Source organism: Microbacterium sp. MPR-TSA4, assembly GCF_058792815.1.
In genome coordinates this window covers 11,774-26,670 of sequence record NZ_JBXAFF010000015.1, presented here as the reverse complement: position 1 = coordinate 26,670, position 14,897 = coordinate 11,774, and the positions used below count along the sequence as shown (strand labels likewise).

General features: G+C 71.7%; 12 protein-coding genes. 7 read left to right on the top strand and 5 right to left on the bottom strand.

Annotated features, from left to right (window positions below):
• Window positions 1–68: 68 nt before the first annotated feature.
• From AC1Q49_RS08355 to AC1Q49_RS08340, 4 genes are all read left to right on the top strand, one after another.
• On the top strand, window positions 69–2,789 hold the full coding sequence (locus AC1Q49_RS08355; protein ID WP_492491562.1) for an HAD-IC family P-type ATPase: 2,721 nt from the start codon (window positions 69–71) through the stop codon (window positions 2,787–2,789).
• A 135-nt stretch (window positions 2,790–2,924) separates the two neighbouring features.
• Entirely contained in the window at window positions 2,925–3,425 is a 501-nt protein-coding gene (locus tag AC1Q49_RS08350; protein ID WP_492491560.1) for an FMN-binding protein, read from the top strand.
• Between the two features lie 26 nt (window positions 3,426–3,451).
• Window positions 3,452–4,324: an FAD:protein FMN transferase gene (locus tag AC1Q49_RS08345; protein WP_492491559.1), complete on the top strand. Its 873-nt coding sequence runs from the start codon at window positions 3,452–3,454 to the stop codon at window positions 4,322–4,324.
• Complete coding sequence (locus AC1Q49_RS08340; protein WP_060959828.1) at window positions 4,324–5,874, top strand: FAD-dependent oxidoreductase; 1,551 nt, start codon at window positions 4,324–4,326, stop codon at window positions 5,872–5,874. The genes AC1Q49_RS08345 and AC1Q49_RS08340 overlap by 1 nt, the downstream gene beginning before the upstream one ends.
• A gap of 60 nt (window positions 5,875–5,934) precedes the next feature.
• On the opposite strand, the gene AC1Q49_RS08335 is transcribed toward AC1Q49_RS08340, so the two are convergent.
• From AC1Q49_RS08335 to AC1Q49_RS08325, 3 genes are all read right to left on the bottom strand, one after another.
• A complete protein-coding gene (locus tag AC1Q49_RS08335; RefSeq protein ID WP_191008334.1) occupies window positions 5,935–6,393 on the bottom strand; it encodes a GNAT family N-acetyltransferase in 459 nt (152 codons plus the stop codon).
• A 71-nt stretch (window positions 6,394–6,464) separates the two neighbouring features.
• The gene (locus AC1Q49_RS08330) at window positions 6,465–7,943 is read right to left on the bottom strand and encodes a sensor histidine kinase (protein ID WP_191009669.1); all 1,479 of its coding nucleotides are present in this window, start codon (window positions 7,941–7,943) and stop codon (window positions 6,465–6,467) included.
• 83 nt (window positions 7,944–8,026) lie between these two features.
• Window positions 8,027–8,761: a response regulator transcription factor gene (locus tag AC1Q49_RS08325; protein WP_060959825.1), complete on the bottom strand. Its 735-nt coding sequence runs from the start codon at window positions 8,759–8,761 to the stop codon at window positions 8,027–8,029.
• A gap of 183 nt (window positions 8,762–8,944) precedes the next feature.
• Here AC1Q49_RS08325 and AC1Q49_RS08320 point away from each other — a divergent pair, with 183 nt between their 5' ends.
• The 3 genes from AC1Q49_RS08320 to AC1Q49_RS08310 are packed head-to-tail and all read left to right on the top strand — an operon-like array spanning window position 8,945 to window position 12,268.
• A complete protein-coding gene (locus tag AC1Q49_RS08320) occupies window positions 8,945–10,441 on the top strand; it encodes an ABC transporter permease (RefSeq protein ID WP_492491556.1) in 1,497 nt (498 codons plus the stop codon).
• A 50-nt stretch (window positions 10,442–10,491) separates the two neighbouring features.
• Window positions 10,492–11,217, top strand: coding sequence for an ABC transporter ATP-binding protein (locus AC1Q49_RS08315; protein ID WP_492491554.1), 726 nt, complete (start codon window positions 10,492–10,494; stop codon window positions 11,215–11,217).
• Between the two features lie 37 nt (window positions 11,218–11,254).
• Window positions 11,255–12,268 (top strand): magnesium and cobalt transport protein CorA, encoded by a 1,014-nt coding sequence (locus AC1Q49_RS08310; protein WP_101306010.1) that lies wholly within the window; start codon window positions 11,255–11,257, stop codon window positions 12,266–12,268.
• 108 nt (window positions 12,269–12,376) lie between these two features.
• On the opposite strand, the gene gnd is transcribed toward AC1Q49_RS08310, so the two are convergent.
• Together gnd and AC1Q49_RS08300 are read right to left on the bottom strand one after the other, a co-directional pair.
• Window positions 12,377–13,870 (bottom strand): NADP-dependent phosphogluconate dehydrogenase, encoded by a 1,494-nt coding sequence (gene gnd, locus AC1Q49_RS08305; RefSeq protein ID WP_060959848.1) that lies wholly within the window; start codon window positions 13,868–13,870, stop codon window positions 12,377–12,379.
• A 29-nt stretch (window positions 13,871–13,899) separates the two neighbouring features.
• Window positions 13,900–14,829 carry an NAD(P)-dependent oxidoreductase gene (locus AC1Q49_RS08300; protein WP_492491551.1) on the bottom strand — a complete coding sequence of 310 codons (930 nt, stop codon included), beginning with the start codon at window positions 14,827–14,829 and terminating at the stop codon, window positions 13,900–13,902.
• Window positions 14,830–14,897 lie beyond the last annotated feature (68 nt).

Here is a 14,897-nt window from a genome sequence, read left to right as displayed (position 1 = left end):
CGGCATCCGCCGTGTTTTCCCCCGCCGCGCGGACGGCGAGTCGGGCGCGCACCTTCTAGGATCGCGCTATGACCCTTCCCACCGTCGACGCCGAGTTCACCGTCGCAGGCCCGCACGCACGTGAGGTCGACGAGGTGCGGCGCGCGCTGCGCGTCGACGACGCCGGCCTGACCACGTCCGAAGCGACGTCGCGACTCGACGTCGTCGGGCCGAACCTCCTGCCCGAGCCCCAGCGGACCCCCGCGTGGCTCCGTTTCCTGTCGCATTTCAATGACACCCTCATCTACATCCTGCTCGCCGCCGCCGCCATCAAGGCGGTGATGGGCGACTGGCTGGACTTCTGGGTGATCATGGCGGTCGCGATCATCAACGCCGTCATCGGCTACGTGCAGGAGGGGCGCGCCGAGAAGGCCTTGGCGGGCATCCGCGGCATGCTCTCGTCCGACGCGACCGTGCGTCGCGACGGCCGGTGGGCGACGGTGCCGGCGGCCGATCTCGTGCCGGGCGATCTCGTGCGACTCATGCCGGGCGACAAGGTCCCCGCCGACGTCCGGCTGGCGGAGGCGACCCAGCTGCGGATCGACGAGGCGGCGCTGACCGGCGAGTCGGTGTCGTCGTCGAAGGACCGCGCCCCCGTCGCCGGCGACGCCGGCGTGGGCGACCGCTCATCGATGGCCTTCTCCGGGACCATCGTGACGGCCGGACAGGGCCTCGGCATCGTGACGGGCACGGGCTCGTCCACCGAGATCGGCAAGATCCAGGCGCTCGTCGGCGACGCCGGATCGCTCGACACGCCGCTCACGACCCAGCTGAACGCCTTCGGCCGCAAGCTCACGCTGGTGATCCTCGGCATGGCGCTGACGATGATGGTCATCGGCCGCTACCTCCACCAGATGCCGCTGCCCGAGCTGGTGTCGGCGACCATCGGCTTCGCCGTCGCCGCGATCCCCGAGGGCCTGCCCGCCCTCGTCACCATCACGCTGGCGATCGGCGTGCAGCAGATGGCGCGGCGCCACGCGATCACGCGCAAGCTCCCCGCGGTGGAGGCCCTCGGGTCGGTGACCACCGTGTGCTCCGACAAGACCGGCACGCTCACCAAGAACGAGATGACCGTCCGCACGATCGTCACGCCCGTCGCTCGCTACGAGGTGTCCGGCCTCGGCTACGACCCCGCCGGCGACATCGCGCCGGCCGGCGGCGCCGATCTCGCGGCCCTCCTCGCCGTCGCCGACCTGTGCAACGACGCGTCCCTCGAGCGCGTCTCCGCGGGAGCGGATGCCGAGCGGGCCGGCGCCGCCGGCTGGGCGCTGATCGGAGAGCCCACCGAGGGCGCGCTGAAGGTCGTCGCGATGAAGGGGGGAGCGGACACCGCCGGCACGCGCCGTATCGGCGTCGTGCCCTTCGACTCGGCCCACAAGTTCATGGCGACCCTCAACGAGAGCGCCGACGGCTCGCGCGCGATCCTGGTCAAGGGCGCGCCCGACCGCCTCCTGGACCGCGCGCTGACCCAGCGCGGGCCCGACGGCTCGGAGCCGCTCGACCGCGGCTTCTGGGAGCGGGCGGTCGACGAGCTCAGCGGGCAGGGCCTGCGCGTGCTCGCCGCCGCACGCAAGCCCACCCGCGCCACCACTGTCGAGGTCGACGACCTCCAGGACCTGGAGCTCCTCGGGCTGTGGGGCATCGTCGACCCGCCGCCTCCCGAGGCCATCGCCGCCATCGCCGACTGCCATGCCGCCGGCATCCGCGTGAAGATGATCACCGGTGACCACGCCGGCACCGCCCGTGCGATCAGCCGCGAGATGGGTCTGGTCGCCGACGAGGAGGCCCCGGTGCTGACCGGCGCCGAGCTGGAGGCGCTCAGCCAGGAGCAGCTGAAGGGCGTCGTGCGCGGGGTCGACGTGTTCGCCCGCACCAGTCCCGAGCACAAGATCCGTATCGTCCGCGCCCTGCAGTCGCACGGCGAGGTCGTCGCGATGACCGGCGACGGCGTCAACGACGCTCCCGCGCTCACCCGTGCCGACGTCGGCATCGCGATGGGCATCAAGGGCACCGAGGCGACGAAGGAGGCCGCCGAGATCGTCCTGGCCGACGACAACTTCGCGACGATCCGCAGCGCCATCGCCGAGGGACGGCGCATCTACGACAACCTCCGCAAGTCGGTCGTCTTCCTGCTGCCGACCAACGGCGCGCAGTCGCTGGTGATCCTCGTCGCCGTGCTGTTCGGCCTGACCCTCCCGCTGACACCCGTCCAGGTGCTGTGGGTGAACATGGTGACCGCCGTCACCCTGTCGCTCGCGCTCGCCTACGAGCCGGCCGAGCGCGGGATCATGACCCGTCCGCCGCGCGCCACGGGCGGATCCATCGTGTCGGCCCGAGAGCTCGGTTTCGTGCTCTCGGTGTCGCTGCTGATCGGCGGCGCGACGCTCGCGGTGTTCGCCCTCTCGCTTGCGCGCGGCTCGGACGTCGACGTCGCGCGCACGGAGGCCGTCGCGATGCTCGCGTTCGGTCAGCTGGCGTTCCTGCTCAACTGCCGCTTCCTCGGGCGATCGAGCCTCACGGTGGACGTCCTGCGCGGCAACCCGGTCATCTGGTGGTCGGCGCTCGCTCTCATCGTGCTCCAGGTGCTGTACACCTACCTGCCGTTCCTCAACGGGCTGTTCGGCTCCGAACCCCTGGATGCGGTGGGCTGGATCCTCCCGGTCGGCATGTCGGTCGCGGTGTTCTTCGCGGTGGAAGGGCTCAAGGCGCTGCGACGTCGGTCGGGCCCGGACGTCGCGGCGGTGCGCTGAGCGCGCGCGTCTTTCAATGCGAATGCATAGGCAACGCCTGGCAGACGCCAACCCGGCCCCCGCTACCGTGGAACTGCCACCGCGATGCGCCCCCGTGCATCTGAAGCGGCAGGGCACGACAGAAGGAGGACCATCATGATCCGCACCACCGCCGTACCCCGTTCCGTCCGCGCCGGCGCCGCCGCCGCGTCCGTCCTCGGCATGGTCGCCCTCGCGGGCTGCTCGGCCACGACGACGGCCGACGCGACGGCCAGCTCCACGCCGGAGAACACGACCGCCGCCACGGCATCCGCGACGCCCTCGTCGACCGCCGCGGCCGAGTCGACCGCGTCCACCAGCGTCTACAAGGACGGCACGTACACCGCGGACGGCTCCTACTCGACCCCCGAGTCCGTCGAGACCATCTCGGTCACCGTCACCCTGGCCGACGACGTCATCACGAGCGTCGAGGTGTCGGGCAACCCCACCAAGCGCGAGTCGGAGCAGTACCAGAGCCAGTTCATCGGCGGGATCAGCAGCGAGGTCGTCGGCAAGAACATCGACGAGATCTCGGTGTCGCGCGTCGCGGGATCGTCGCTCACGAGCGGCGGGTTCAACACGGCCATCGCGGAGATCAAGTCCGAAGCGAAGGCGTGACGGCGACGCCGCCGCGCGGAGGCGACATGCTCGAGCGGGCCCGGTGGGAGTTCGAGGCGATCGGCACGCGGTGGCGGATCGACACGTCGGCGCCGCTCGCACCGGCTCTCCGCACCGCGGTGAGCGCGCTCATCGACGACTTCGACCGGACATGGTCCCGGTTCCGTCCGGATGCGCGGATCGCGCCCCTCGCGTCGGAGCCCGGCGCGATCCCGGCTCCCGCCGACGCCGCCGCGATGCTCGAGCTGTACGGCGCGCTCAGCGAGTCCACCGAAGGGGCGGTCAACCCCCTCGTGGGCGACGCGCTCGCGCGCCGCGGCTACGACGCCCGCTACGGCCTCGTCGATCGCGGCGCGCAGTCGGCGCCGGCACGCTGGCGGGAACTGCTGACGTGGACCGACGGGACCCTGACGCTGCGGGAGGCCGCCACGATCGACGTCGGGGCGCTCGGGAAGGGACGCCTGGTCGATCTGGTGCTCGCGACCCTCGCCCCCCGCACCGACGGAGACGTCACGGTCGACGCGGGCGGCGACATCGCCCTCCGCGGCAGCGAGACCATCGCACTGGAGCATCCCTTCGACGCGGCGCGTGCGATCGGCGTGTGGCAGGTGACGGATGCGGCCCTGTGCGCGTCGGCGACGCAGCGCCGCGCGTGGCCGGGCGCGGACGGCGGCGGCCTGCACCACGTCCTGGACGCCCGCACGGGGGAGCCGGTGCGGACGATCGCCGCCACGTGGGCGGTGGCGCCCGACGCGATGACCGCGGATGCCGCGGCGACCGCGCTCTTCTTCGACGGCGGACCGCGTTTCGCCCATGCCCACGGCGTCGCGTGGGTCCGCATGACCACCGACGGCCGCGTGGAGTGGTCGCCCGACAGTAAGGCAGAGTTGTTCCTGTGATGACCTCGCTGACCGCCGCCTGGAACCGCACCCTCGCGGTGCTCGGCCGCGTCTCCATGTACCGACTGGTCGTGCTCGCCCTCGCGGTGCTCGCGGCGATCTCGTTCGTGCTGTCGTTGTTCGGCGCGGTGGGGCCGTCGCCGTGGGAGCTGCTGGCCACCGTCGCCGTCCTCGCGCTGGCGTGTGCGGGCACGGATGCCGTCGCGCACCGCTTCCTCGGCAAGGACTGGCGCTGGGAGTCCTCCCTCATCACCGCGCTCATCCTGCTGTTCGTGCTCCGGCCCACCGTCGAGCCGCTGGGACTCGTGGGCGTCGTCGTGGCGGGCGTGGTGGCCTCGGCATCCAAGTACCTGCTGGTGTGGCAGGGGCGACACATCTTCAACCCGGCCGCCGTCGGCGCCACCGTCCTCACGATCCTCAGCGTCTGGCTTCCGGACCTCGGCGCCTCGGCCTGGTGGGTGGGATCCCCGTTCCTCGCCGGCCCGGTGATCCTGCTCGGGCTGGTGGTGCTCGTGCGCACCGAGAAGGTGCGCATCATCACGCTGTTCCTGCTGATCGCGGTCGCGGTCGCGTTCGTGCGCACATCGGTGCAGTATCAGCAGGCGGGACTCGCCCTCGACACCGGCACCGTCTTCTGGAACATCCTGTGGTCGTCGCCGTTCCTGTTCCTCGGCGCCTTCATGCTGTCCGAGCCGCTCACCCTCCCGCCCCGTCGCTGGCAGCAGTTCGCCGTGGCGGCGCTCGTGGGCGTGCTGGCCGGCTGGCCCATCGACATCGGCGACGTCAGCCTCGGCCAGGAGCGCGCGCTGCTCATCGGCAACCTCCTCGCGTTCGCCTTCGCCGCCCGCACGGCCGTCCGCCTCACGTTCCAGGACCGCGTGGCGCTGACCCCGACGGTGCGCGAGCTCTCGTTCCGTGCCGAGCGGCGCTTCCGCTTCGTGTCGGGGCAGTACCTCGAGCTCGAGGTGCCGCACCCGCGCCCCGACGCGCGCGGCACGCGGCGGGAGTTCAGCATCGTCTCCGCCCCCGAAGAGCTCCCGGAGGTGCGCATCGCACTGCGGGAGGGATCGCAGTCCAGCTACAAGAAGGCGCTCGCCCTCGTCGAGCCCGGCCAGAGGCTCGCCGTCACCGGCGTCTGGGGCGATTTCGTCCTGCCGGCGCGGCCGTCCGCCCCCGTCCTGATGGTCGCCGCGGGCATCGGCGTGACGCCGTTCGTGTCCCAGCTGCGTCACCTGCGCCTGTCCGGCGAGGACCGCGACGTCGTCTTCGTCTACGTCGCCTCGGATGCCGAGGAGCTCGCGTTCCGCAGCGACCTTGAGGATGCCGGCATCCCCGTGATCGTCTTCACGCGCAACGAGCCCTCCACCCTGCCGCCGCACTGGCGCTGGGCACGCGGCGTCCGACTCGACGCCGACGGCCTGCTCGAGGTGGTTCCCGACCTCGCTGCGCGGCATGCCTACATCTCGGGGCCGCCGCGTCTCATCGCCGATCTCGCGCCCGCGCTCGAGAAGGCGCGCTCCCTGACGACGGACGCCTTCTCCGGCTACTGAGCCCCGGCCGCGACCCGGCCGCCCCGTCTCGGGCGGGATCGTGAGCCGCCCGCGCGCGGGTCAGCCCGCGGCGAGCGGGCGCGACCAGGCGACCTCTCGGCTCAGCCGTCCGGTCTGCTGGAACATACGCACCTGATGGGTGTCCGCGAACGTCGCGACGAGCTCGTCGCGGTCGGCCGGCTCGAAGCCCAGGCTCTGCCAGAACGGGCCCGACCGGCGGCTGAAGAGCCACGCCCTCCGGGCGCCCTCCGCGACGGCACGCTCGAGCGCGAAGCGCGCCAGCGCGGTGCCGCGACCACGGGAACGCCGCGTCGGGCCGACGGCGACGCTGCGGATCAGTGCATGACGGCCGTCGCCGCTGATCTCGTAGCCGACGCTGCCGACGATCGCACCCGTCCCGTCGCGTTCGAGCCACAATCGCACGCTCGGTGCGTCCAGTCCGCTCAGCGTGAGGTCCACCGCTGTGAGGAAGGCCGTCAGCGCCTCGACATCAGCCGCACGGCACCGCTCGAGATCCACGCACTAAGTCAACCAGTCGTGACCGTGAGGAGGCGAACCGGGATGCCGGCCGCCGCTCGCGGATGTCGCCGTCAGGCGGCGTCGACGGCGGTCGAGGCGCCCTCCGCCCCGGGGGTGGCGGGCCGCGCCGGCAGGCGCACCTCGAACACCGTCCGGCCCGGCACGCTGTCGACCGTGATCGTGCCGTGATGGGCCGTCACGATCGCCTGCGCGATCGAGAGTCCCAGCCCCGTCCCGCCCGTCTGCCGGGCGCGTGAGGTGTCGGCGCGCGAGAACCTCTCGAACAGCTCTCCCGCGATCTCCGGGGCGATGCCAGGGCCGTCGTCGGCGACCTGCACGACGGCCTCGCCGTCGACGAGCGCGATGGATGCGGTGACGGTGGTGCCGGCGGGGGTGTGGACGCGCGCGTTGGTCAGGAGGTTCGCGATCACCTGGTGCAGGCGCATGGCGTCGCCGGCGACGACCACGGGTTCCTCCGTGGCATCGAGCTGCCACTGGTGCTCGGGACCGGCCACCTGCGCGTCGGCGACGCCGTCCAGCACGACACGTGTCAGATCGACCGCGCCGTAGACGAGCTCCTTGCCCTCGTCCAGGCGCGCGAGCAGCAGGAGATCCTCGACCAGGGCCGTCATCCGCAGAGACGCCGACTGGATGCGCTCCAGGCTGTGCTCCGACTGTTCGGCGCTGACGGCGACCTGCGTCGCGGTCGCGGCGTCGCCGGCCGCCTGGACCGTCCGCAGAGAGCGCAGCGACAGCTCGGAGTACCCGCGGATGGCGGCGAGCGGGGTGCGCAGCTCATGGCTCGCGTCGGCGACGAAGGCGCGCATGCGCTCCTCGTTGCGCTGGCGCGCGGTGAGCGAGACGTCGACGTGATCGAGCAGCGAGTTCAACGCCGCGCCGACCCGACCGATCTCGTCGCTCGCATCGGCCTCGGTCGCCGGGACGCGCTCCGTGATGGTCACGTCGCCCGAGTCCAGTCGCTGGGCCGCCACCCGGGTGGCGGTCGCCGCGACGGCGCGCAGCGGTCGCAGCGAGTGTCGGATCACGATCGCGATGACCGCCGCCAGCAGGAGCAGGCCGCCCGTCGTGACCAGGGCGACGGTCGTGAGGATCTGGGCGATCGTCGAGCTGATGGACGACAGCGGCAGCCCGACGGCGATGACGTAGTTGTTGCCGGCGCGGGTGGTGAACAGCCGGTAGGCGCCGAGGTCGTCGACGGTGGCGGTCGTCGCGGGAGAGGTGTCGAAGGCGGTCACGATCTGCTGCACCTGGGCGTCGGTGAGCTGGTTGACGGTGTTGCCGTCGAGGTAGGCGCCGTCGAGGGCAGTGGGGGAGCGCACGACCAGCAGGACGCCGGGGGTGCGCACGCGGGCGTCCTGGAGGACGCTCAGCGCCGTCTCGACCGAGCCGTAGTCGGAGTGCGGACCGACCAGCTGCGCACTCACGCTGCCGGCGGCGTCGCGCACCTGGGTGTCGAGCTGACCGGACAGGATGTTGCCGAGCAGCGCGCTCGTGGCCAGGCCGATCATCGCGAGGATGAGGGTCACCATGCCGACGACGGCCGTGATCAGGCGGGTCTGCAGGCTCCAGCGCCGGCGCACGTGACGCCCGGGGGATGAGGGGGTCGTGGCGCTCACTGAGGGGCTTTGATCATGTAGCCGACGCCGCGGACCGTGTGGATGAGCGGCTCGCGTCCGGCGTCGATCTTCTTGCGGAGGTAGGAGATGTAGAGCTCGACGACCGACGAGCGACCGCCGAAGTCGTAGTTCCAGACGCGGTCGAGGATCTGCGCCTTCGACACGACGCGCCGCTGGTTGCGCATGAGGAAGCGCAGGAGCTCGAACTCCGTGGCGGTCAGCTCGATCTCCGCGTCGCCGCGCATGACCTCGTGCGAGTCCTCGTTGAGCGTCAGCTCGCCCACCCGGAGGATCGGGTCGGCCGTGCCGGCGGTCGCCGTGCCGGCTCGCCGCATGAGGCCGCGCAGACGTGCGACCACCTCTTCGAGGCTGAAGGGCTTGGTCACGTAGTCGTCGCCGCCCGCGGTGAGGCCCGCGACGCGGTCCGCCACGGCATCCTTCGCGGTGAGGAAGAGCACGGGCACGTCGTTGCCCGCGTGCCGCAGCCGCTGCAGCACCGACATGCCGTCCAGGTCGGGCATCATGATGTCGAGCACCATCGCGTCGGGGTCGAACTCGCGTGCCTGGGAGAGCGCGTCGTAGCCGGAACCGGCGGTACGGACGTCCCAGCCCTCCATCCGCAGCGCCATCGACAGCAGGTCGGTGAGCATCTGCTCGTCGTCGACGACGAGCACGCGGAGGGCCGAACCGTCGGGACGGTGGAGGGTGGGAGCGGCGGCGAGAGCGGTCATGGGTTTATTCTCGTGCCCCTCCTGTGAGGAACCTATGCCGAGCACTATGAGCCTGCTGTGTATCGCCGGCCCGCACTCATAGCTCCTGCCTAACCCGGACCGAGACGGCACATCGACGCCCCTCTTACCGTCGAGGCGTCGGCGTGGCCGCGCACACCGCAGCGGGCGCCAGAAGGGGACTCGATGTATTGGACATATCTGCGCCGCGAGCTGTCCGGCCGGAAGAAGCAGACGACGATCGTGGCCATCGGTCTCGCCGTCGCCGTCGCACTGGTGATCATGGTCAACGCGCTGTCGGCGGGCATCCGGGACGCGCAGGCCGAAGCGCTGCAGTCGGTGTACGGCGTCGGCACCGACCTCACCGTCACGGGCGCCCAGGCCGAGCCGGGCTCGGGCGGCCCCGGCAGCGGCGGCCGCTTCGACTTCGGTGAGGGCGGCGGTCAGACCGGGACCGACGGCACGACGACCCTCAGTCAGTCGCGACTGGTCACGGACTTCGGACGCAGCACGCTGGACGCCTCGGTGCTGGAGACGGTGGCGGATGTCGACGGGGTGTCGGCCGCCACGGGTGCGCTCAGTCTGACGAACATGACCTTCAGCGGCGAGCTGCCGCAGGCGCCCTCCGACGCCGGCACCGGTGACGGCACCGGGACGATGCCCGAGCAGGGGCAGGGCGGCCAGGGTGGCCAGGGCGGCGGCGGCTTCGGCGGCGGGTCGTTCGGCGTCGATTCCTTCACGGTGCTCGGCATCGACCCGTCCGCGACGGCGGTCGGACCGCTCTCGGCGGTCTCGCTGAGCGACGGGCGTGCCCTCGACTCCAGCGACGCCGGCTCCGACGTCGCGGTGCTGGATGCCACCTACGCCGCGACCGCGGACGTCGCCGTCGGCGGCACGATCGACATCGGCGGCACGAGCTTCGAGGTCGTCGGCATCGTGGCGTCCGCCTCCTCGTCGGCCGACACGGCGGCGAACGTCTACATCCCCCTCGACGTGGCCCAGACGCTGTCCGGCGCGGGCGACGTGGTGTCGACGGTGTACGTCCAGGCGACCTCCAGCGATCGCATCGCCGACGTGCAGACGGCGCTGGCCGCCGTGCTGCCGGACGCGACCGTGAGCTCGCAGTCCGAGCTCGCCTCGACCGTCTCCGGCTCCCTCTCGAGCGCGAGCTCGCTCATCACGAGCCTCGGGACGTGGCTGTCGATCATCGTGCTCGCCGTCGCCGTCGCCCTGGCCGTGCTGTTCACGATCTCCGGCATCTCGCGTCGTACGCGTGAGCTGGGAACGCTCAAGGCGATCGGCTGGTCCAACTCGCGCGTCGTCGGCCAGGTCGCGGGGGAGTCGATGGTGCAGGCGCTGATCGGCGGTATCGCCGGTGTCGTGCTCGGCTTGATCGGCGTGGTCATCATCAACGTCATCGCGCCCACGATCTCCTCCACGCCCGCGACGACGACGGGCGGGCGAGGCCCCGGCGGCATGGGACAGGCCCCGGGAGGAGGCCAGGGCGGGTTCGGTCAGCTCGCACAGACCGCCACCGACATCGTCCTGCACGCGCCCCTCTCGGTCTGGATCATCGCGCTCGCACTCGGCCTCGCCGTGGCCGGCGGCCTCGTCGCCGGTGCCTTCGGCGGATGGCGCGCGGCCCGCCTGAGCCCCGCCGAGGCACTGCGAGCCGTCTCGTGAACGCCACCGCCTCCCACCCCACCGACCCCCGTAACGAAGAGAGCTCCGACATGACCCTCATCGACCCGACCGTCGGGAGCGCCGCCGACCCCGCCGGCGCGCCCGCCTACCGGCTGACCGCCGTCACGAAGACCTACCGCCAGAAGGGGCGCGAGGTCCAGGCGCTCCGGGGCGTCGACCTCGAGATCCCCGTCGGCGAGTTCGTGACCATCCAGGGCCCGACCGGGGGCGGGAAGTCGACCCTCCTGCAGCTGCTGGGGGCGCTCGACACGCCGACCACCGGGAGCGTCGTCATCGGCGAGACCGACCTGGCCTCGGCATCCGGCGCGGACCTGGAGCGCCTGCGCGCCCACGAGATCGGCTTCGTGTTCCAGGCGTTCAACCTCATCCCGACGCTGACCGCGGCGGAGAACGTCGCGATGGGCCTCGAACCGCTCGGACTCGACCGGGCCGAGCGCGACGTGCGGGTCGCCGAGGCGCTCGCCCACGTGGGGCTGTCCGACCGCGGCGCCCACCGCCCGGGTGAGCTGTCCGGCGGTCAGCAGCAGCGCGTCGCGATCGCGCGCGCCATCGCGAAGCGCCCCCGCGTGCTGCTCGCGGACGAGCCCACGGGCAATCTCGACGAGCACATGCGCGACGAGATCCTCGTGGTGCTCGAGCAGCTCAATGCGGAGGGGCTGACCCTGGTCATGGTGACGCACGACTCCGCGGTCGCGAAGCGCGCACGCCGTCGGCTGCGCCTGGAGAAGGGGACCGTCCGCGACATCAGCCGCTGACGCGCGACGCACCGGGGCGGGGCCTAGGGTGGCTCTCATGGCCCAGCCCCAGTGCGTCGTCTACGACGGCGGCATCGCCCACCCGATCGATGCCTCCCCGGCTGAGGCGCTCGCCGAGGCGCGCCGGCGCGGCGGGATGCTGTGGATCGGGCTGACCGCGCCGACCGACGACGACGTGCACGAGCTCGCCGAGGTGCTCCACCTGGAGCGCCTCGGCGTCGCCACGGCCCTCCGCACGCATCAGCGGTCGAAGCTGGAGCGCTTCGGCGACCACCTGTACGTCGTCGTCCAGCCCTCCCAGTACGACGACACCACCGAGACGGTGCAGTGCCGAGAGGTGGACCTCTTCGTGGGCGCCGACTTCTTCGTCGTGATCTCCGGCGACGGCGCGGTCGACGTCGACCGGCTGCGCGCGCTACTCGACGAGCATCCCGACATCGCCGCGCGCGGACCGCTGGGCGTGCTCTGGGGGACCTTCGAGTACGTCACCCGGGGCTACCGCGACGTGATGGACGGCATCGAGCACGACATCGACGAGATCGAGGAGGAGCTGTTCGGCGAGGACGAGGGCGTGTCCCGGCGCATCTTCGCCCTGCAGCGCGAGGTGATCGACCTGCGACACGCGACGGCGCCGCTGCCGGCCATCATGGACAGGCTCGAGCACTACGTCGCCCTTCGGACGCCGAACGGCGAGGCACCCGGCTACCGCGAGCTCGCCGACCGGGCCCGGTACATCGACGCGAGGGTCGCGGCGTTCCGCGAGACCCTCGACAACGCGCTGACGATCCACGCGACGCTCGTCGACCAGCGTCGCAACGATCAGATGAGCGAGATGACGCGCCGGAGCATCGAGCAGAACGACCAGGTCAAGAAGATCTCGTCGTGGGCGGCGATCGGCTTCGCGCCGACGCTCGTCGCCGGCATCTACGGCATGAACTTCCAGCACATGCCGGAGCTGGCGTGGCCCTGGGGGTATCCGTTCGCCCTCGGGCTGATGGCGGCCGTGAGCGCGGGGCTCTACGTGGTCTTCAAGAAGAAGGACTGGCTCTAGGCGTTTCGGCTCACGGCTGCGCCGCGCGCTCAACGACCGGTGGTTGCCGTCCCGGTCGTTGAGCGCGCGCAGCGGGTCGAAACGCCCCGCTCAGCCGCGTCGCCCGCCTCAGTGGGTGTCTTCGGCCTCGACCTCGGTGCGGTCGCCGGACCACAGCGTGTGGAAGGTGCCGGGCTTGTCGATGCGCTTGTAGGTGTGCGCTCCGAAGAAGTCGCGCTGGCCCTGGATGAGCGCCGCCGGCAGACGCTGTGCGCGCAGGCCGTCGTAGTACGCGAGCGACGACGAGAACGCCGGCGCCGGGATGCCGGCGGCGGCGGCCCGCGCCACGATGGTGCGCCAGGCATCCTGCGCACGGGTGAGCGCGTCGACGAAGTACGGCGCCGTCAGGAGCACCGCGAGGTCGGGCTCGGCGGCGTAGGCGTCGGCGATGCGGTTGAGGAACTGGGCGCGGATGATGCAGCCGGCGCGCCAGATCTTGCTGACCGCGCCGAGGTCGATCGACCAGTCGTAGTGCGCGGCGCCGGCGCGGATCTCGTCGAAGCCCTGCGAGTAGGCGACGATCTTCGAGGCGTAGAGGGCCAGGCGCACCTGCTCGATGAACGCATCGGCCTCCGCGCCGCTCAGGGGCGCGGCACCGTCGTCGTCCGGTCCCGGAAGGCCTCCGGAGATCGAGCGCTGCTCGGGGTGGCTCGACAGCGACCGGGCGAACACCGCCTCGGCGATGCCCGAGACGGGCACACCGAGGTCGATCGCCGTCTGCACGGTCCAGCCGCCGGTGCCCTTGGCGCCGGCCTGGTCGAGGATGACATCCACCAGCGGCGCACCCGTCTCGGCATCCACCTGGCGCAGCACCTCGGCCGTGATCTCGATGAGGTAGCTCTCGAGCTCGCCGGTGTTCCACTGCGCGAACACGTCGGCGATCTCGGCGGGGGTCTTGCCGGTCGCGCGACGGATGAGGTCGTAGGCCTCGGCGATGAGCTGCATGTCGGCGTACTCGATGCCGTTGTGCACCATCTTCACGAAGTGGCCGGCGCCGTCGTGACCGATGTGGGTGACGCACGGCTCGCCCTCGGCGACCGCCGCGATGGAGCGGAGGATGGGGCCGAGCGTGACCCACGCCTCGTCGGGACCGCCGGGCATGAGCGACGGGCCGAGGAGGGCGCCCTCCTCACCGCCCGAGACGCCCATGCCGACGAAGTTGAACCCGCGCTCGCGCACGGCCTTCTCGCGACGGATGGTGTCGGTGAACAGGGCGTTGCCGCCGTCGATGATGATGTCGCCGGGCTCGAAGACGTTCATCAGCTCGTCGATGACCGCATCGGTCGGGCCGCCGGCCTTGACCATGATCAGCGCCGTGCGCGGCTTCTGCAGGCTGGCGGCGAACTCCTCGTAGGAGAAGGCGGGCACGAAGCCGGCTTCGGGATGCTCGGCGACGAGCTCATCGGTCTTGGAACGCGACCGGTTGAAGACGGCGACGGTGTTGCCCTCGCGCGAGGCGAGGTTGCGGGCGAGGTTCGAGCCCATCACCGCGAGCCCGACGACTCCGATGTTGGCCGTGGGCGACACGGGCGTGGTGGTCTCGGCAGCGGTCTGTTCGGGCACGTCGAACTCCTCAGGGATCAGTCGGGGATTCACAAGTCAGCGTAGTCCGCCGCGGGGGTCGTCGGCGCAGCATGACGACGGGCGGTGAGCCGACGCGTCACCGAGATGTCCCGGTCGCCGAGTCCCTCCGCGACGATCTCGTCGAAGATGTCGCGCAGGGCGGGCAGCAGAGCGGGGTGGATGCCGGTGGCCCCGGCCACGTCGGCGGCGAAGCCGAGATCCTTCACCATGTATTTGGCGGCGCCGGAGGGGGAGTCGTCGCCGGAGACCAGTCGGTGACGCCGGCTGGTGAGGAGGTTCGAGCCCGCGTAGCCGCCGGACAGGAGCGCCCACAGGGCGTCCAGATCCAGCCCCGACCGCGCGGCGAGCTCGGTCGCTTCGCCGAGGGCCGTGATGGTCGCCGCGACGACGAGCTGGTTGCACGCCTTGGCGACCTCGCCGGCGCCCAGCGGCCCGAGATGCACGGCGCGCCCGCACGGAGCCAGGAGCGCCGCCGCGCGGGCCGCGTCGTCGCCGGCGCCGCCGATCATGATGGACAGGGTGCCGTCTTCCGCGCCGTCCGCCCCGCCGGAGACGGGACAGTCCACGACCCGGATCGCCCCGCCGCTGGTCCGATGGAGACGCTCGGCGAGCGCGCGCACGCCGGTCGGCGACGAGGTCGAGCCGATCATCAGCAGCAGGGCGTCCGCGCCGGCGAGCAGCCCGTCCTCGCCGTCCAGGACGGCTTCCAGCTCGGGGAGGTCGGGGAGCATCACGAGGATCGCGTCGCTGCGGGCCGCGAGCTCGCGCGGTGTCGCGACGAGCGTGGCACCGCCGGCCTCGAGGTCGGGGCGCGGGGATCGCGTGAACACGCTCAGGGATCCGCGGGCGTGCAGCAGGCGACGCGCCATCGGCGCTCCCATCGCGCCCACACCGATCACGCCGAGGCGGACGTTCTCGTCATCGAGAGAAGGGGTCATGGAGGCCACGATAGCGGCTGTCCAACAGGATGGACAATGTTCAACAAAGTGGACGTGCGATAGAGTGG